13 protein-coding genes, 1 tRNA gene and 2 pseudogenes are annotated in these 18,135 nt (G+C 67.7%); 7 read left to right on the top strand and 9 right to left on the bottom strand.

The window, feature by feature from the left end; translation table 11 throughout:
- Position 1 precedes the first annotated feature (1 nt).
- A complete protein-coding gene (locus ACQPYK_RS08915) occupies positions 2-676 on the bottom strand; it encodes a pyridoxamine 5'-phosphate oxidase family protein (RefSeq protein ID WP_433253046.1) in 675 nt (224 codons plus the stop codon).
- A 342-nt stretch (positions 677-1,018) separates the two neighbouring features.
- Here ACQPYK_RS08915 and ACQPYK_RS08910 point away from each other — a divergent pair, with 342 nt between their 5' ends.
- From ACQPYK_RS08910 to ACQPYK_RS08890, 5 genes are all read left to right on the top strand, one after another.
- Positions 1,019-1,381: a cupin domain-containing protein gene (locus ACQPYK_RS08910; protein WP_433253044.1), complete on the top strand. Its 363-nt coding sequence runs from the start codon at positions 1,019-1,021 to the stop codon at positions 1,379-1,381.
- Between the two features lie 80 nt (positions 1,382-1,461).
- Entirely contained in the window at positions 1,462-2,646 is a 1,185-nt protein-coding gene (gene chrA / locus ACQPYK_RS08905; protein WP_433253042.1) for a chromate efflux transporter, read from the top strand.
- Between the two features lie 255 nt (positions 2,647-2,901).
- A complete protein-coding gene (locus ACQPYK_RS08900; RefSeq protein ID WP_433253039.1) occupies positions 2,902-3,633 on the top strand; it encodes an HAD family hydrolase in 732 nt (243 codons plus the stop codon).
- A gap of 39 nt (positions 3,634-3,672) precedes the next feature.
- A complete protein-coding gene (locus ACQPYK_RS08895; RefSeq protein WP_433253036.1) occupies positions 3,673-4,152 on the top strand; it encodes an NUDIX domain-containing protein in 480 nt (159 codons plus the stop codon).
- 466 nt (positions 4,153-4,618) lie between these two features.
- Positions 4,619-6,877: an ATP-binding cassette domain-containing protein gene (locus ACQPYK_RS08890; protein ID WP_433258736.1), complete on the top strand. Its 2,259-nt coding sequence runs from the start codon at positions 4,619-4,621 to the stop codon at positions 6,875-6,877.
- Positions 6,878-7,090: 213 nt separating this feature from the next.
- Here ACQPYK_RS08890 and ACQPYK_RS08885 read toward each other — a convergent pair whose 3' ends face one another.
- From ACQPYK_RS08885 to ACQPYK_RS08865, 5 genes and pseudogenes are all read right to left on the bottom strand, one after another.
- The gene (locus ACQPYK_RS08885) at positions 7,091-7,660 is read right to left on the bottom strand and encodes a hypothetical protein (protein ID WP_433253033.1); all 570 of its coding nucleotides are present in this window, start codon (positions 7,658-7,660) and stop codon (positions 7,091-7,093) included.
- A gap of 416 nt (positions 7,661-8,076) precedes the next feature.
- Positions 8,077-8,148, bottom strand: a tRNA-Arg gene (locus tag ACQPYK_RS08880).
- Positions 8,149-8,228: 80 nt separating this feature from the next.
- A complete protein-coding gene (locus tag ACQPYK_RS08875; RefSeq protein ID WP_433253031.1) occupies positions 8,229-9,110 on the bottom strand; it encodes a C40 family peptidase in 882 nt (293 codons plus the stop codon).
- Positions 9,111-9,689: 579 nt separating this feature from the next.
- Positions 9,690-10,292: a DUF6461 domain-containing protein gene (locus ACQPYK_RS08870; RefSeq protein ID WP_433253028.1), complete on the bottom strand. Its 603-nt coding sequence runs from the start codon at positions 10,290-10,292 to the stop codon at positions 9,690-9,692.
- 42 nt (positions 10,293-10,334) lie between these two features.
- Positions 10,335-10,994: pseudogene (locus tag ACQPYK_RS08865) on the bottom strand (transposase family protein); the annotation flags it as partial.
- Between the two features lie 308 nt (positions 10,995-11,302).
- On the opposite strand from ACQPYK_RS08865, the gene ACQPYK_RS08860 reads away from it, so the two are divergent.
- Positions 11,303-12,049 (top strand): phosphotransferase family protein, encoded by a 747-nt coding sequence (locus ACQPYK_RS08860; RefSeq protein ID WP_433253025.1) that lies wholly within the window; start codon positions 11,303-11,305, stop codon positions 12,047-12,049.
- 97 nt (positions 12,050-12,146) lie between these two features.
- On the opposite strand, the pseudogene ACQPYK_RS08855 reads toward ACQPYK_RS08860, so the two are convergent.
- Positions 12,147-12,347, bottom strand: a pseudogene (locus tag ACQPYK_RS08855) (transposase); the annotation flags it as partial.
- A gap of 180 nt (positions 12,348-12,527) precedes the next feature.
- A complete protein-coding gene (locus tag ACQPYK_RS08850) occupies positions 12,528-13,805 on the bottom strand; it encodes a hypothetical protein (protein WP_433253022.1) in 1,278 nt (425 codons plus the stop codon).
- 638 nt (positions 13,806-14,443) lie between these two features.
- Here ACQPYK_RS08850 and ACQPYK_RS08845 point away from each other — a divergent pair.
- Complete coding sequence (locus tag ACQPYK_RS08845) at positions 14,444-14,830, top strand: response regulator transcription factor (protein ID WP_433253019.1); 387 nt, start codon at positions 14,444-14,446, stop codon at positions 14,828-14,830.
- A 319-nt stretch (positions 14,831-15,149) separates the two neighbouring features.
- On the opposite strand, the gene ACQPYK_RS08840 is transcribed toward ACQPYK_RS08845, so the two are convergent.
- Complete coding sequence (locus tag ACQPYK_RS08840; RefSeq protein WP_433253016.1) at positions 15,150-17,906, bottom strand: helix-turn-helix transcriptional regulator; 2,757 nt, start codon at positions 17,904-17,906, stop codon at positions 15,150-15,152.
- Between the last annotated feature and the right edge of the window lie 229 nt (positions 17,907-18,135).

The raw sequence follows: 18,135 nt of genomic DNA, 5'->3' as shown, positions 1-18,135 counted from the left end.
GTCACCCGGCCGACTTTCCCGCCTCTTCCCGCTCCCGACCGGCGGCCCTCACCTGCCCGACCCCGAAGTAGTCCTCCCCCGCGGGCCTGCGTCCCTCCGGTCCGCGTTCCCTGCGGTCCTGCCTGACCAGCAGCGGGATGTGCTTGGAGCAGTGGATGTAGGCCTCCTCGACCTCCACCATGACCCAGCGCTCCGCCCGGCGGCCGGGCGCGGTGCGGTCCTCGTCGGCCAGCCCGTGGCGGCGGGCCGCGTCGTAGGCGGTCATGATGGTCGCCGTGCCGTTGACGTGCAGCCCCACCAGATCCTCGAAGAAGTCGACGAACAGCAGGCTGAGGTGGGCGTTCTCCAAGATGTTCCCGAGGCTGGCGAGCACGCCGTTGCCGCGGAACTCCGGATACATCAGCCTCGTGTCGTCCACCACCCGGACGAAGCCGGGCGGGCCCGCCCGGAAGGACGTGTCGCAGTTGCCCTTGGCGTCCGCGGTTCCCACGAAGACCATTTCCTGCCGGGCGACGAACTCCCGCATGTGCGGCGTCAGGCGGTCGACGACCTGCCGCTCGTAGAAGCGCTCGGCCCGGTCCCTGGTGTCGAACAGGCGCTGGAGGACGTGCTCTCCCCTGGATCCGGGAAGACCTCCGCCGTCGTCCAGACCTTCGTACGGTGCGTGCTGCCCCATCAACGTCGCTCCCATTAGTCCCGGACCCAAGGCTTGCGACATGGGCGGACAGCAGCTCGCGCAAGGCGACCCCCGGCGGCGGGACACCGACCCGGATGATCCACCCACGTAAGCGATGGAGCCTAAACCATAGCCCCTATTGCCCAAAATAGTCTTGAAACTTTTCTCTGCCAGTCATGAGGCCTGCTCAGCTCCTGACGTGACCCATGGTGACCGTCCCAAACTCCACCGCCCGCCACCGCCTCGCAAGAAGATTCGTCCTCACAGGTCGCAGGGGTTGACCGACCTTGATTGGCCCGGACCGCGGTGTAAGACTCGAATACGGGGGCAAGGGGGATCGACATGATCGAGGTGAAGAGCACCGGCAAGCCGGATGAGCGCCGCGACTTCCCGATGGGACACATCGACGTGTTCAACCTGCCGGGACTGAGCTTCGGCGTGGCCACGTTCGAACCCGGGTGGCGCTGGTCGGAATCGGTGAAACCGATCGCCGGCACCGATTCGTGCGAGGCTCATCACAACGGCTACGTCGTCAGGGGCAGGATGCGCCTGCGGATGGACGACGGCACGGAGGCCGAGGTCGGCCCCGGCGACCTCTTCGTCGCCACACCCGGGCACGACGCGTGGGTGGTGGGAGAGGAACCGGTCGTGGTCTACGACTTCGCGGGCGCCGCCGCCGACTACGCCAAGGCGAGGGAGAGCTGACCGTCCACCCACCGTCCACTCGCCGTTCAGCCGGCTCGTGAACAATGCGCGATCGGTGAGTACCCGGTTGGAGGTCATGGATGAGCGGCTCGGACGGTGACGCCCGGCGTGGCGACGATCACCGCGCCCGTCCCGTCCACCCGCTGAGAGAGGTCGCCGGGGTCTTCCTGAAACTGGGCGTGATCGGGTTCGGCGGACCGGCGGCGCACATCGCGATGATGCGCGAGGAGCTGGTACGGCGCCGCGGCTGGGTGTCCGACGAGCGCTTCGTCGATCTGATGGGCGCGGTCAACCTCATTCCCGGCCCCAACTCCACCGAGCTGGCCATCCACCTCGGCCACGACCGGGCCGGCCGGCGCGGGCTGATCGTCGCCGGGGTGTGCTTCATCTTTCCCGCGTTCACCATCGTGTTGGCACTGGCCTGGGCATACGTCCGCTACGGCCGGACCCCCGCGGTCGAGGGCCTGCTGTACGGGATCAAGCCCGTGGTCGTGGGGATCGTGGTCTGGGCCCTGGCCGGGCTGTCGAAAACCGCGATCAAGGACCGGCTGACCGCCGCCGTCGCCGTCGTGGCCCTGCCGGTCTACCTGCTCGGGGTGAACGAACTCGTCGTTCTGGCGGCCGGCGGCCTGCTCGTGACGGCCGCGCGAATCGGGAAGGACCGGCTGCCGGGCGGCTCCCCCGCCGCACTGATGCTGCCGCTCCTGGGCGAGCCGCGTTTCACCGATCCCACCGGCGGCCAGCTCGCACAGCTCTTCCTGACCTTCCTGAAGATCGGCTCGGTGCTCTACGGCAGTGGCTACGTGCTGCTCGCCTTCCTGGAGGGCGACTTCGTCGAACGGCTCGGCTGGATCACCCGGACCCAGTTGCTCGAAGCGGTCTCCATCGGACAGGTCACCCCCGGGCCGCTGTTCACCACGGCCACCTTCGTCGGCTACGTGGTCGCCGGGCTGCCCGGCGCGGTGCTCGCCACGATCGGGATCTTCGCGCCGTCGTTCGTCCTCGTCGGCCTGCTCAGCCGCGTGGTCGGCCGCATCCGCGACCGAGCCTGGTCCTCGGCCTTCCTGGACGGGGTCAACGTCGCCGCCCTGGCCCTCATGGCCGGGGTCACCCTCCGCTTGGCGGGTGAGGCGTTCGCGGACCCGCTCACCGTCTGCCTCGCCGTACTGGCACTGGTGTTGCAGTGGCGCACCCGGCTCAACACCGCCTGGCTCATCGCGGCTGCCGCCGCGATCGGCCTGATCCGGACGGCGCTCATCGGTTGACCCGGACGGCGTGGAGCGCGCCGGGCACGAGCGTGACCGCCGGACCCGCCATCGCCGGGCGGGCTCCGCTCCCACCGGGCGTCGGATCACCGCACCGGGTGCACCTCGGCTGAATGGCGGATTCCGGGCTCATGGTAGTACTTGGTACGGTCCGCGGACCGAGGGCGGGACGGGCATGAGCCTGACGGCCCTTCCCGGAGCCGAGTCGCAGACCGTCTCGGCCGCCCGGCCCGCGAAGCCGTACGACGACGCGCCATGCAGGCCGTCGACAGCGTGTTCTCCGGAGGTGCTGGTTTGAAGGTCAGAGGGCAGGCGCTCGTCTTCGACGCCGACGACACGCTCTGGGAGAACAACATCCTCTTCGAGCGCGTCATCGACGACTTCCTGCACTGGCTGGAGCATCCGACGCTCGACAAGACCGAGATTCGCGCGATCCTCGACGACATCGAAGCGGCGAACGCGGTCGTCCACGGATACGGCAGCAAGATGTTCCTGCGCAGTCTCGGCGACTGCCTGGAGCGGCTGCGCGAGCGACCGGCGACCCCGCAGGAGCTCCGCCACATCGACGAACTGGCCGCGGCCCTCGTCGAGGGCCGGGTGGAGCTGGTCCCCGGCGTCGCCGAGACGCTCGCCGACCTCGGCAGCCGGCACGACCTCCTCCTGCTCACCAAGGGCGACACGGACGAGCAGCAGCGCAAGCTGGACGTCTCGGGCCTGGCCCACCACTTCCGCGACATCCACATCGTGGCGGAGAAGGACGTCGACACCTATCGGTGGCTCGCGCGGGAGCACGGGCTGACGCCGTCGACGACCTGGATGATCGGCAACTCCCCGAAGTCGGACATCCTCCCCGCCCGTCAGGCGGGTATGAACGCCGTCTTCATTCCGAACGACAACACCTGGGTGCTTGAGCACACCGAGCTCGACCCCGACGACGCAGGGGTGCTGCGGCTGCGGAGCTTCGCCGAGCTGACGGATCACTTCTGAGCCGACGGATCACTTCTGAGAACAAAGGGAACCTCTCACATGGGTACCGCCCCATCATCGAACGATCACGCCTCCGCACGGGAGTCCGCCGCCGGGCAGGCCCGTAAGGCGCCCTCGGTCTCGTGCGTGTTCATCTGCCACGACGGCCGGGGCCGAGTGCTGTTGGCCCGGCGCGGCGCCGGCGCGCGGGACGAGCCCGGAACATGGGACTGCGGCGCCGGCGCACTGGAGTACGGCGAGTCGTTCGAGACGGCCGTCGCCCGCGAGGTGCGCGAGGAGTACTCGGCGGACGCGCTGGAGATCGAGACGATCGGCGTGCGCAACGTCCTGCGGGAGGAGCCGGCCTCCCACTGGGTCGCGGTGATCTTCGCGGTCAGGGTGAACCCCGCGGACGTCGCCATCGGCGAGCCGCACAAGTTCGATGAACTGGACTGGTTCGCGCCGGACGCGCTGCCGCGCCCCCTGCACTCGCAGCTCCCGGAGAGCCTCGGACTCTTCCACGCCTGGCAGGGGGCGTAGTCCTCGGATTCCACTTCACGGGTCGCCGCGCCGCACGTGTCGTCGCGGCCGGCGACGCGTTCTTCCGCCACGCCCGCTGAGCCGGGCGTGGCTCGATTCAGCGGACATGGCTCGGCCCAGCGGACGCGGCTCGATTCAGCGGACATGGCTCGGCCCAGCGGACGCGGTCGCCGGAAGAGTCCGTCCCTCTTAACTCAGCAATTCAGAAGTTGTCCGGGGATCTTCGCTCGGGCCATGCTTTCCGGATAGTGCGGAACGAGAAACCCATGGCGGTCGTGGCCGCCCCCTCGGCGCCGATCTCTCCGTCTCTCCGTCTCTTTTCCGTGCACAGGTTCCGCAAGCTCGGCAGTTGACGGCCGATGGCCGTACCCCCGAAGAGGACCACGGTGAAACGGCCACGGCCACTACGGCACGCCGTCCCCTTCGGGGCCTTTCCCCGAAACCTCAAGCACCGAGGAGAGCTCCCATTTACGGAAACATCGAAATCCGAGGCGCTCGCGAAAACAACCTGAAGAACGTTTCGCTGGACATCCCGAAGCGAAAGATCACCGTGTTCACCGGCGTCTCCGGGTCGGGCAAGTCCTCACTCGTCTTCGGCACGATCGCCGCCGAGTCGCAGCGTCTGATCAACGAGACCTTCACCGCGTTCATCCAGGCCCTTCTGCCCCGCTACGGCCAGCCCGACGCCGACTCCCTGGCGAACCTCTCCGCGGCGATAATCGTGGACCAGAAACGCCTGGGCGGTAACTCACGCTCGACCGTCGGCACGGTGACGGACGCCTACACCATGCTCCGGCTGCTCTACTCGCGGCTCGGCCAGCCCTCCGCCGGGCATTCCAGCGCCTTCTCCTTCAACGACCCGCAGGGCATGTGCCCTGACTGTGAGGGACTGGGGCGCGTCTCCGCCATCGACGTCAACGCACTGGTGGACCGCGGAAAGTCGCTCAACGAGGGAGCGATCCGGTTTCCGACCTTCGCGGTGGACTCCTGGTTCTGGAACATCGTCGTCCAGTCCGGATTCTTCGACGGCGACAAGAAACTGGAGGACTACACCGAGGAGGAGTGGGAGAAGCTCCTCTACCTGCCCGAGACGAAGATCAAGTTCACCACCCCCGCCGGGGTGATGAACTCCAAGTACGAGGGACTGGTCCCCAAGTTCAAACGCCTCTACATGTCCAAGGACACCGAGCAGATGGCGTCGCATCTCAAGATCGCGTACGAGAAGATCGTCACCGCCACTCCCTGTGAGATCTGCGGCGGGAGCCGACTCAACCAGGCCGCGCTCGGATGCCTGGTCAACGGCAAGAACATCGCCGAATGCGCCGCTATGGAGGTCCATCTCCTCGCCGACTTCATCCGGGGCATCGACGAGCCGTCCCTCGGCCCGATGGTCTCGGCGCTGGCCGCGCGGCTGGACAGCCTCGTCTTCATCGGCCTGGGCTACCTCAGCCTGGATCGGGAGAGCTCGACCCTGTCCGGCGGTGAGTCCCAGCGGGTCAAGATGGTGCGCCATCTCGGGTCGAGCCTGACGGACATGACCTATGTCTTCGACGAGCCCAGCGTCGGCCTGCACCCCCACGACGTGCACCGGCTCAACGAGTTGCTGCAGCAGCTGCGTGACAAGGGCAACACCGTCCTGGTGGTGGAACACAAGCCGGCGGTCATCGCCATCGCCGACCACATCGTCGACATGGGGCCGAACGCGGGCCGACACGGCGGCGAGATCGTCTTCGAGGGCGACTTCGACGGACTGCTGAAGTCGAACACGCTCACCGGCGACCACATGAGCCACCACCAGACCGTCAAAACGGCCTCACGCCGGCCCACCGGACAGCTGTCCATCGAGCACGCCACGCTGCACAACCTGCGTGATGTGAGCGTGTCGATTCCCGAAGGCGTCCTGACCGTCGTCACCGGCGTGGCGGGTTCCGGAAAGAGCTCGCTCATCCACGGATGCCTGCCGGAGCGCTACCCGGACGCCGTCCTCGTCGACCAGAACCTGCCCCGCGGGTCGAAACGCTCCAATCCCGCCACCTACACCGGCATGCTCGACCTGATCCGCAAGGCCTTCGCCTCCGCGAACAAGGTCAACGCGGCGTTGTTCAGCGCCAACTCCAAAGGTGCCTGCCCGCAGTGCCAGGGCCTGGGAGTGACCTACATGGACCTCGCGCACATGGACCCCGTGGCCAGCGTCTGCGAATCCTGCGAGGGCCGGCGCTTCACCGACGAGGTGCTCGGCTACACGCTTCGTGAGCGCAACATCAGCGAGGTGCTCGCGTTCTCCGCCGCCGAAGCTCTGGAATTCTTCGTCGAGCCCAAGATCCGGGCGACCCTGCAGGCGATGGACGACGTCGGCCTGGGCTACATCACCCTCGGCCAGCCGCTGAGCACCCTCTCCGGCGGCGAGCGCCAGCGGCTCAAGCTCGCCATCGAGCTGGGAAACCCGGCATCGATCTACGTGCTGGACGAACCCACGACCGGTCTGCACATGAACGACGTCGACAACCTCATCGGGCTGCTCGATCGGCTGGTCGACAGCGGCAGCACCGTCATCGTGATCGAGCACAACCTCGACGTGATCTCCCGGGCGGACTGGATCATCGATCTCGGTCCCGGCGCGGGCCATGACGGCGGCCGCGTCGTCTTCGAGGGCTCCCCGGCCGACCTCGCCGAAAGCCCGGCGTCCGTCACCGGCCGGTATCTAAGCCGGCACGTGGCGTCGTAGACCCCGAGGTCCGTGGCCCGGCGGTCACCTCGGCCGCCGGGCCGCCGCTCTCCGGGCGAGAGGGATCACCTCTCGTCGACGGGGAACCGGAGCGCCTGCGGGACCCTCAGCCCCGCCAGGATTCCCGGCGAGAGCGAGCACGACCAGAAACCAGCGGGAAGACCGGACAGCGTTCCCCAGGGTGAACCGAATGCGCGGGGTCGTCCGGATTCCCTAGGAGATCCACCCGAAACCCTTCGCCAGGCGGCCCGCCACGGTGATGACGCTTCCAAGAACGAAAAGATCGCATACCGCGCAGACGACATGGGCTCGTATCCGGTTTCTCATGCCGTCGGACCCCGCAGCCTTCATGCGTCGAAACGATTCACGCTGAACGGCGCAGCTTTTCACCGCGCAACCGGCCAACCCTATGATCGCGCCCACGGTCGCGTAGGTTCCGACCAGGTCCGTGACCTTCGCCCCCGCGGGTATCGGCTTGAATCCCATGAGAAGGAACACCATCAACGTGGCCCACAGGGCGCACACACCGGTTCGAGCGAGGACCGCCGCCAGAAGATTTCTTGTGATCGGGTCTTTCCCGAACTCCCCGGAAACGGTCATCGCCTGGAGCTGCGACACCAGGAGAGCGCGCACGAACAACCACACCGAGAGGAGACCGACGAGAATCGTCACATCTCCAAGCCACCACGGCGGGCTCGGACTCATCCAGACACCCGGAACAGCTGGATTCACGAGCAGGAGAAGGCTCAATGCGGCGACCAGGATGACATACGGCGACCGCATGCCGCCACTACTCCTCTGACCGCCGACACTCACCTGACCGTTGACATCAGGCGGTGAGCCGTCTTGCCGCGGCTGCTGCGCCGACCGGCGAATCGGAGCTCTCTCCTGACGTTTACGGCTCATGACAGCTCTCAAAGGGCAAGAGGCGAACGTGATCAAGAGTAACAGCCGCTGGATGGAGCCACGGTAGCGTGTGCGGTCATCGGCGTGCGGGCCAGGCGCATTCCGGCGATAGAGCCGGTCGAGGAAGCCCGTACGCCCCGCGCCGATCCCGCCCGAGCCGGTGCGCCTGCGGCGAGCGCACATCACCCGAACCCTTCACCACGTGTCGAACGCCACCGCAAGACGGCGGAACCGCGCACACGCCGGGAACGCAGAAGACCAGCCCACACGATGTGTGAGCTGGTCCTGTGTCGTGCCCCCTGCAAGATTCGAACTTGCGCTCCCGGCTCCGGAGGCCGGTGCTCTATCCCCTGAGCTAAGGGGGCCAACGAGTGATTAGATTACCAGCATCTGGAGGGGAACCGACACTCGCAGCGCGAAGTAGGTGATCTCAGGGGCGCCGGCCCTATCGGGCGAGCGTTCGGGGAGCCGGGCGGACCGCGCCGCGATAGCGCGAGCGGTAGTAGGCGGAGGCGGCGAAGTTCGTCGTCTTGACGACGTCACCGGTCTTGGGGGCGTGCACCATGACACCGTCCTTGACGTAGACGCCCACGTGGGTGGGGTCTCCGGTGCCGCCTCCGAAGAAGACCAGGTCTCCGGGGCGGAGCTGGGAGAAGGACACGCGGCGACCCTGCCTGAACTGGCTGCCGGTGTAGTGGGTGAGCGTGGCTCCCGCTCTGGACCAGGCGTGCAGGGCGAGACCGGAGCAGTCGAAGCCGCCGCCGGTCGGCCCCGCGCTCGAACCGCCGCCCCAGACGTACGGCCTGCCGACCTGGCCGAGCGCCACGGCCACCGCGGTCTGCCCCGGGGACGGGCGGAGCTGACGCCGGGACGGCGCCGAGGGGCGCCTCGCCGCCCGCGGCTTGGTCAAAGGGGCGACGGCAGGCTGGTGAACCCGCATGGGAGACGCGGCGCCGGGAAGGTCGGAGAGGTCGACGGCTCCGGCTCTGGGAGAAGCGGCGACGTCCGAAGACGCGGCCTCGGGAGAGCCGGGGACATCGGTCTGCCGGACGGCGACGCCCGCGCCGGAGGGATCATCCTCGGCGTCCGCCGGGACGGCCGGAGGCGAGAGTTTCGCGCTCACCCGGCGATCGATCTCGCAGGTGGCGGCGGACACGGCGCGGACCTCCGCCTCGAACCACCTCCGGACGCCGTCCGGCAGATCGGCTCCGGGCAGTGACCGTCTCCAGCCGTCGGCGGTATGTGGGCAGGAGCGGGTCGTGGACGCCTGTGGGATCCCCGCGAGGGAGGCGGCGAGAGCGGTGGCGACGAGGACTGTCGTGATCATGCGTGCCCTCCCTGGGCTCGACGAACGATCGAGGCCTCAGGATCCACGGAACCGGGAATCCGCCAAGGAGCCGAACTGGATTCTGTGGATAACGTTCGGATGCCCGTACACAGGGGGTTGACCTGGGGGTTTACGGCTAGGCAGCCCGAAGTTCGCGTTCTGGGCCCGTGGTTGGCCCGTGGGTTTCGTTTTCGCAGGTCAGCGCAGTGCTAGTGATCGTTTGTTCGGATAGGAGCATGCCTATCTGCGCGTTTGCCGCTTCTTCGCCGCCGTCGATCCAGTGAGCGTAGGTGCTCAGCAGCGTGCGGACAGAGTGCCCCAGACGCCGGGCGATCTCTGCTACAGGCACCCCCGCCAGGATGAGCCGTCCGCACGGCCGGGGGCATCTCTGCATTCACATACTCGGATATGAGTTCCTCCCGTGAGGCTTTTTCATCCTGACGGCCTGGTACGGCAGGCCCGCGGAGAATAGTGCCTCTACGGAGCCCGCAGGAGCGCGCAGCGAAGTGATCCACCGTCCACGGCCAATTCGCGGGGGCCGTGGACGGTGAGTTCCGCTCACCTTGATCCAGGAATGCCTCAGCACAGATAGGTGGACTCCTCCAGCAGCTGCGGCGTCATCGTGATCCCGGTGAGGCGCTCGGCCAGGAGGAACGCCGGCCCTTCGTGGGGGTCGGCGATCGGATAGACGGGGGAGTCGATCCGCTCCAGGGTCTCTGCGAGTTCGTCCGGCATCTCCTCTGAGTAGCCTTCCTGGTGCGGGAACTCGAGCTGGATCTTCCCGTCTTTGATCCAGTGGGAATAGCCTTCCTGGTGCAGGAACTCGAATCGGATCTTTCCGTCGTCGATCCAGTGGAAGTAGTCCATGCCCTCGACATCGAGGTAGAAGTGGGAGACAAGGCGGGTGCCCGCCGACAGCGGCATAATGATCTCTTCGGTGACGCCGAGCCCGCCGTTGGCCTCGACGAGGAGTACCCAGTCTCCAACGGAGACGGCACCGAAGGTTTGCCGCCGGATCAGCTCATCAAGCGTCATGCGAGAGCAGTCTTCAACCCGGACGCCGAGCCAGGTCACCAGTTCCTCAGGTGTCAGGCCGCGGACGTAGGTGAAGCAGTAGGCATCCGCCAGGCCGGGGAAGCGCTCGCGGGAGAACCAGGAGTAGTCGTCAGGAGTCGCGATCATCCCGTCATGCTCGCAGCACCCACCGACACGACAAGAGCCATTTCATCCTGAGTAGCGGCCTTCTTCCACGAGCTGCAGCACAAGGATCGCCTGCACGAGCGCGGTCGCTCGATGCGGGCAACAGCGCAGCCTGGTCAGCACCTTCCAGCCCTTCAAGGTCGCGACGGCACGCTCACCGATGGCCCGGATACGGGCGTGGGCGCGGTTGACGTCCCGCTGTCCGCGCGACAACCAGGGACGATGGCGATGCCGCTTGAACGGCGTCCGAATCGTGCCGCCCACGCCTTGGTAACCCTTGTCCGCGAAGGTCTTCACGCCGGCGCTGGTCAGGGCGCCGATCAGGCCGACCTTCCGCACGGCGGTCACATCGTGCACGGCGCCCGGCAGCGCGGGCGAGGCCCCCACCGGTCGGCCCATGGGGTCAGCCGGCAGCTGCACGTTCATTCCATGCTGCTTGTGTTTGCCGATGTAATACGGCCGCTCGTCGGCGAGGCGGTCGATCGGGATGAGAGTGCCGTCCAGGATGGTGTAGGCCAGCCGGGATGCGCGCTCGACGGCGGGGCGCACGTCGTCGGCCAGGGCGGCCAGGAGATCGACGGCTTCGCGGACGTAGCGCCAGGCCGTGGTGGTCCCCATGGCGAAGCCGGCGGCCAGGCGGGCGTAGGTGTCGCCATTGCGCAAGTGGGCCAGGACCAGTAGCGCCGCCTAGCCGCGCTGGCGGCAAACCCGAGCACCGTTGGAATCGTGATCCGGATGTCGTGCCGTGCCGCGTAGCCGGACAGGGTGACCGTCCGCGCATCGGTGACGGCATCGGGCATGCCCTCACCCGTCGCCGTCCCAAAGACTCGCCTGGCCGCCGCACTAAGGACTCCTAACAAAATGGTGGGCTTGACCTGGTCAGAGGCCGGTGTCGTGCACGAGACCGTCGGGTAGCGGGACGCGGTCAGCCGCGTAATCGCACGCGATAAACCTGGAGACGTCGGCGATCATCCCCGGGATACTGGTCGCCCATGGATGAGGTCAGAGTCGTCGTCGCCCATTCCGAGCGCGCGACTCTGCGCGTCGGTGACGTGTTCTTGAAGGTGGACGCCGATCAGGCGCGCATCGACGTCGAGGTCGAGGCGATGTCCCTCGCGCCGGTCCCGACCCCGGAAGTCCTGTGGCGCAAGCCGCCCGTGCTCGCGATCGCCGCACTCCCGGGGACGACGCTTGGGCGCCTCGGCGGGCCGTCGACCGGGTCGCCGGCGGCGTGGGCCGCGGCGGGCGCCGCCATCCGGAAGCTGCACGACGCGCCCCTGCCGCCCCGGCCGGGCCGGGCCGGGCCGGGCATCGTCGCGCTGGCGGCGGAACTCGACGACGAGTGCGAGTTGCTCGTGACGAACGGTGTCTTGCCCGCTGACCTGGTCACCCGCAACCGCCAGGTCGCCGAGGCCGCGCTCCGGCCGTGGACTCCGGCGTTCACGCACGGCGACCTGCAGATCGCGCACGTCTTCGTCGACGGCGACGAGGTCACCGGCATCATCGACTGGTCCGAGGCGGGCCAGGGTGATGCCCTGTACGACCTCGCCACCTTCACGCTCGGGCACGAGGAGCACCTCGACGACGTCATCGCCGGCTATGGCGCCGACATCGACCTCGACGTGATCCACGCGTGGTGGTCGTTGCGAAGCCTTCTGGCAGTTCGCTGGCTGATCGAGCACGGCTTCGACCCCTTCGCGCCGGGTTGTGAGGTCGACGTGCTGAGATCCCGGATGTGAGGCTGCGCGGGCCCGACTGCTACGTATGGCGTTCTGACGCATCGAGCGGGCCATCGCCTGAGGCGATCGCCCGTCCTTACGCTCAACAAAGTGCGGCGCGCAGTCGTCGCCAGCAGGTCATCCCGGAGCCGAAGCCCAGCTTCTGGGGCAGATGCTCCCAGCGGATCCCTGTGTACAGCACGAACAGGATCCCGTACAGCACCCTGCGACTATCCAGACGCTTACGACCTGGACGCCGCGGATTACGTGGGACGACCGGCAGCAGCGGCTCGATGCGCGCCCACAATCCGTCGTCGATCTCCCACGGTCTGGCAGCGGTCTTCCTCGTCTCGACTGGCTCGAACCCCCTTCGGCCAGCATCAACGAGAACTGACACACCGTCATTCCCAGAGGTCCAGAAGCCTCCTTTTGTTAGGAGCCGTAAGACCGCGACTCATTTGGCGATCTGTCGTTAGATCACTCGTAAATGCGTTCCTTTTCAGGAAAAACCGACCCAGTAAAACCTGAAGCTATTATATGAATCGGAGTTGAGATTCCAAAGGGCCCATTTCTGCCCTTTTCGCACGGGAATCGTATAGCAAGCCGGACTCCCCTTTATGCTTACAGCTACGGTCGCCGCCCCTTCGCCATCCCCTTCATAAACGAAGATGTACGGCACATCATCCCCATAGTAATTGCCCGTATACGTATTCTCGATAACCAGGATACCGTCGTGCTCTGCGTAGATATATTCTGTTCTAATGTTATCAAAAACGGGTTCGAGCTTGATCGCCTCCTCGAACAAGGCGGTGAGATTAGCCTTTCCATAGACGGTGGCGTTATGGTCCACCTGCAGGTTGGCCCGCGCGTACATGTCGCCTTGCGCGGTCAGGCTCCCGGAGACGTTGAGCGAGGACTGCGCGGCCAGGTCTCCGTTGACGATCAAACCGTTGGAACCGACGGTCGTGAGCTTGTTCGTGATCTTCAGGTCATCGAGGGTGGGATTGGTGATGTTGATGGAGAGGGTGGCGTACTGGTCGACCGTCTCGAAACCGGCGGCGTTCTTCTCGGACGCCTTCAGGGTGAAGGTGGTGTCGTTGAGGATCTTGCCGCTGGGGATGGTGTAGGAGGTCGCGGAGCCTTCGTAGAGGGTCGTGCCGTCGCCGTCGTAGAGCTGGAAGAAGCTGCCGTTGCTCTCCCAGGTGAGGTAGACCTCGTCGCCGGCGTTGAACTTCGTCCTGGGGACGGTCGGCTTGTCCGGGGCACTGGACAGGAGGTTGTGCAGGTAGAAGACGGGTTTCGCGGTGTCCCAGGTCAGTTCCTGCGGTGTCTTGCGGGTGTATTTGCCGCTGGCCGTGCCGGAGTTTTCGGTGCTCGGGCAGGTGAGCGTGCTGCCGGGGGTGGCGGCGACGTTGCCGGTGATGCTGATTGTCAGCGGTTTGTCGATGAGGTCGAACCTCGGTATGGGCGGGGCCTGGAAGATGACGTGGTAGTAGTTCGTGGCCGGTTCGAGGCCGAGTTCCTGCCCGGTCTTCATCTGGGCGGACGCGGGGCTCCATTTGCCGGTGATCGAGGATTGCGGGTTCTCGGTGAAGTATGCGCCTCCGTCGTCGGGTGCGCTGATCGGGACGGCGATTTCGATCTTGTTGCAGTAGATGTTCTGGTCGGCCGGGCTGGAGACGGTGATGTCGATGGTGTTGGCGGCGGGTTTGTCGGGGCTGCCTGCCTGAAGGGGTGCGGTGCTGGTGCTGTAGTGCAGCAGTGGGGCGTCGGACATGGGCATGGCCTCCTTGTGGGCGGGTCTCTTCCAGGTGTCCAAAGGGGGTGGGTGACCTCGATGTGTGGCGGTGCGTCCGAAACCCCCGCTGGTGACGCACCGCAGAAGATCACCCTCTAGATCCAATCGCCGGTATTGGAGCGTGGCAAGAGCCCTCCAGGAGGGGCAAGGGAGCGATTTGGTGATGTTCTCTGCGTCTTGACAAGCCTGTGGGCATCGTCGAACCCGGCGTTACGGAGATCCGCTTCATCGCAACGGAGCAGGCGGCTACAACGAGGAGCGCAGGATCAAGACCGCCGGAGGAGGCACCGTCGTAACGTCAGTGTGGGTTAACTGCCGACCGTGCAGAGCAGCGGCCAAATACCCGACAGGAGCTGACCCCCGCCGGCCTTCTGTGGAGAAACGCCGGACCGTCCACAGCCACGACGGGTGATCCAACGTGAGATCAGAGGCTTCCGGCCGTCCTGGCCACGCCGTACGGCGCGCTCGGAGACGAGCGGAGCGAAGCCTCGGGACGTCTCCGGCGCGCCGGCGGGAAACCTGCCGCCGGCGGGAAATCCACCGGAGGCGGCCGGACGTCCGTACGCATCCGCCGAAAACCGCGCACGACCCGCCTTCGAGGAGTTAGCCTCACGGCCGTGGGCGAGGTTCTGGGCAAGGTATTGGTGGTGGATGACGACGAGGTCATCCGGCAGCTCATCGCGGTCAATCTGACCCTGGAGGGATTCCAGGTGGAGACCGCCTACGACGGGCAGAACTGCCTGGATCGGGTGCTCGACGTGATGCCCGACGTGATCACGCTGGACGTCATGATGCCCAGGCTGGACGGCTGGATGACCGCCACCAGACTGCGGGGCGACGAGGAGACCCGTCACATCAAGGTGGTCCTGATCACCGCGCGGGCGCAGGAGGACGACAAACGCCGGGGGCTCGGCATCGGGGTCGACGCCTATCTCACCAAGCCCTTCGACCCGGCCGAGCTGATCCAAGTCGTCCGCGATCTGGCCCTCGCCACCCGGGGCTAGCGCCGCCGCAGGGAAGTCTGGCTCCTGGCCCGTACGAACAGGTCCGTACGAACAGGTCCGTATGAACAGGTCCGTACGAACAGGTCCGTACGAACAGGTCCGTACGAACAGGTCCGTACGAACAGGTCCGTACGAACAGGTCCGTACGAACAGGTCCGTACGAACAGGTCCGTACGAACAGGTCCGTATGAACAGGTCCGTACGAACAGATCCCGCATGCCCAGTGCCGCCGCGAGTCAGGCCACCGGATGGCGCCCCGCAGGGTGTAGCCCAGCATGACCAGAACGCGGAGCGCGGTCCGAGGGTCTTCGTCGACCTCCTAGACCAGACCTTCCCTGCGTGCCACCGCGGCGGCCTGGGTCCGTGAGGACACGCCCAGCTTGCCCAGGATGTTGGAGACGTGCACGCTCACCGTCTTCTGCGCGATGAACAGCCGCTCGCCGATCTCGCGGTTGGGCAGGCCCTCGGCCACCAGCGCGAGCACCTCTCGCTCCCGGCCGGTGAGCATCCCCGGCTGTGCCGGGGTGAATCTGGCGCGGCGGCCCAGCTCCGCCAGGGCCGTGCCCAGCGGCCGGGCGCCCAGCGACGTGGCGTCCTCGACGGCGCGCTCCCACTCCTTCAGCGCCGAGATCCGGTCACCCGAGGTGAGCAGCGCCTCGGCCAGCCGCCACCGCGAGCGTGCGACCTCGTAGACGAACCCGGCGTCGAACGCCTCGACCACCGCCCGCCACGCCTCGACGTCGGCGCGACCGTGCACGCGGTGCCACTCGGCCTCCGCGCGCGCCAGCCAGGCTCGTCCCTCGAACCCCATGCCGGGACGGGCCGCCGCCGTCGCCCGCGCGCGGGCGAGTAGTTCGTCGGCGCCCTCGGTGCGCCCCAGGTCGGCCAGCGCCCACAGCGCGACCGCGCCGATGCGGATGTTGCCCGCGTCGGCGGGGTCCATGGCGTCGAGAACCGCGGTCGCGTGCTCCAGAGCGAGCTCGGGCTCCTGCCGCCAGAGGGCGTGTTCGGCGGCCAGGCCCCGGGACATGTAGGCGACCAGGGAGTCCGACCAGAACGGCCGGAGCCAGGTCAGCCGCTCCTCGACGGCGGGCGACCCCATGGCGACCTCGATGAAAAGCGCGAAGGAGGAGAGGATGGCCTCGGGGATCTTGCCGACGCGCGTGCCGAATCCGGCGGCCGTCTCCTGCGCCCGCGCCCAGTCCCCGGCCGTGTAGTGGATCAGGAACTGGAGGAATCGCAGGTCGGTGCCGTAGGTGCTCCAGGAGAGCCCGCTGTCCTTCGCCAGCCGTACGCCCCGGTCGGCGATCACCGCGGCGGCGGCCATGGACCCGCGCGCGAACTGGACGCGGGCGTGGTGGAAGATCGCACGCAGGTCCATGGCCAGGTCGCCGGAGTCGTGGACGACGACCGAGCCGAACAGCTCCTCCGCACGGGCGAGATCGCCCTCGAACTCCGCACAGGAGGCCAGCGTGATCATCGCGCTCTTCTCCGCGTCGCTCGCTCCCGTCGCCCGGGCGACCTCCAGCGCGTGCTCGGCGAGGGGCCTGACCTCCGCGTGCCGCGGGCTCCAGCTGAACGTGCGGGCGAGGGTGGCCAACGCGCGGGCGAGGACGGGGCTGCCGGGAGGGGCCGCGGCCACGGCCGCCTCGGCGGCCACGACCGCTCTGGGCACGTCGTCGGAGTCGTAGAGATAATAGGCGAGCCGTTCGGAGGTCTCGGCCGACGGCGGGACCTCCCTGAGCTGGGCGACGGCCCGGTGGTTGTCGCCCATGTCGGCCGCGGCGGCGGCGGCGCGCAGCGTGAGGCGGACGCGGTCGGTCCCGGCCAGACGCTCGGCGTCGGGCACCCTGTCCCAGAGGGCGAGCACCTGCTCGAAGTGGCGGTGGGCCTCGGCGGGGGCACCGAGCCGCTCGGCCCGCCGTCCGGCCTCGACCGAGGCGGACAGGGCGTCGGCGAGGTCGTGGCCGGCCAGGTAGTGGTAGGCGAGCTCGGCGGCGGCCCCCTCGCGGGCGGTGAGCAGGCGGGCGAACGCCGAGTGCATCCGGGTCCGCTCGCCCGGCAGCAGGTCGGTGTAGACGGCCTCCTGGAGCAGGGCGTGCCGGAAGGCGTAGCCGTAGTCCCCGCTGAGACGCAGCAGCCCACGCGAGACGATCTCCCGCATGGCCTCCTCGAAGGTCAGCTCGTCCAGGCCGGAGGCCTCCCGCAGCAGGTCGTGGTCGACGCGCCGGCCCGCCACGGCCGCGCCCCGCAGCACCCGCTGGGCGGCGTCCGAGAGCAGCTCGGCCCGGGAGAGCAGCAGACTGGCCAGGCCGTCGGTCATGGCGGAACCCTCGGTGGCGGCCTCCAGGAGCTCCTCGGCGTAGAACGGGTTGCCTTCGGCGCGGTCGACGACCTCGCTGATCACCTGGGCGTCGTCGCCGCCGAGGGCGGTCAGGTAGTCGGCCATCTCGCCGCGGTCGAGCGGGCTCAGCTCGACGGCGGTGACCGAGGGAAGGCGTTTGAGCTCGGCGAGGACCCGGCGCAGCGGGTGGCGCCGGTGGAGATCGTCGGTCCGGTAGGTGCCGACCAGGCAGACGCGCTCGGTCTGCAGCATCCGGCTGAGGAAGACCAGCAGGTCGCGGGTGGACTGGTCGGCCCAGTGCAGATCCTCCAGGATCAGCAGCACGGGCTGTACGGCCAGGAACCCGAGCATCGAGCCGAACAGCTGCTGCTGGGTGAGACCGGAGGCGGCCGCCGAGCCGAGGTCGGTGCCGCCGGGCAGCAGCCTGCCGAGGACGGGCCGGGCGTCGATCGCCGCGCGCAGCTCTCCCTCCGCCCCGCGCAGGGCGTCCGCCAGCGGAAGGTACGGCAGCGCGTCACCGAGCTCGGCGCACTGCCCGACCAGTACGGCGAAGCCGTCCGCCCTGGCCCGCTCGCTCAGCTCCGTCACCAGCCGGGTCTTGCCGATGCCCGCGTCACCTCCGACGAGGGCCACACCGGCCAGCCCACCGGCGGCCGAGTCGAGCACGGCGGCCAAGCGACCGAGCTCTGCCGATCGTCCTATAAGAGCGCTTTGCTCCTTTTGCCACCCCACGTCGGCGAGTATGTCACGACACACCGACCTGCCAGGCACACCGACCTGCCACGGCACATCGACCCGTCAGACGCGCCGACCCGTCAGGCACATCGACCCGTCACGGCACGCCGACCTACCACGGCCCACCGACCCGTCAGACACACCGACATATCACATCTGCCACACCTGTCACGGCTGTCACGGCCCACCGGCGACGGACCGAATGGCCCACGAACCGCACCCGCGA

This window comes from Streptosporangium sp. CA-135522, assembly GCF_050949235.1.
Classification (GTDB): domain Bacteria; phylum Actinomycetota; class Actinomycetes; order Streptosporangiales; family Streptosporangiaceae; genus Streptosporangium.
This window is presented reverse-complemented; position numbering and strand designations above follow the sequence as displayed.

Excerpts from the sequence above, each read along its gene's own strand:
- ACQPYK_RS08915 (WP_433253046.1), bottom strand. The coding sequence starts at position 676 with ATGGGGCAGCACGCACCGTACGAAGGTCTGGACGACGGCGGAGGTCTT.
- ACQPYK_RS08910 (WP_433253044.1), top strand. The coding sequence starts at position 1,019 with ATGATCGAGGTGAAGAGCACCGGCAAGCCGGATGAGCGCCGCGACTTC.
- chrA (WP_433253042.1), top strand. The coding sequence starts at position 1,462 with ATGAGCGGCTCGGACGGTGACGCCCGGCGTGGCGACGATCACCGCGCC.
- ACQPYK_RS08900 (WP_433253039.1), top strand. The coding sequence starts at position 2,902 with ATGCAGGCCGTCGACAGCGTGTTCTCCGGAGGTGCTGGTTTGAAGGTC.
- ACQPYK_RS08895 (WP_433253036.1), top strand. The coding sequence starts at position 3,673 with ATGGGTACCGCCCCATCATCGAACGATCACGCCTCCGCACGGGAGTCC.
- ACQPYK_RS08885 (WP_433253033.1), bottom strand. The coding sequence starts at position 7,660 with ATGCGGTCGCCGTATGTCATCCTGGTCGCCGCATTGAGCCTTCTCCTG.
- ACQPYK_RS08875 (WP_433253031.1), bottom strand. The coding sequence starts at position 9,110 with ATGATCACGACAGTCCTCGTCGCCACCGCTCTCGCCGCCTCCCTCGCG.
- ACQPYK_RS08870 (WP_433253028.1), bottom strand. The coding sequence starts at position 10,292 with ATGATCGCGACTCCTGACGACTACTCCTGGTTCTCCCGCGAGCGCTTC.
- ACQPYK_RS08860 (WP_433253025.1), top strand. The coding sequence starts at position 11,303 with ATGGATGAGGTCAGAGTCGTCGTCGCCCATTCCGAGCGCGCGACTCTG.
- ACQPYK_RS08850 (WP_433253022.1), bottom strand. The coding sequence starts at position 13,805 with ATGTCCGACGCCCCACTGCTGCACTACAGCACCAGCACCGCACCCCTT.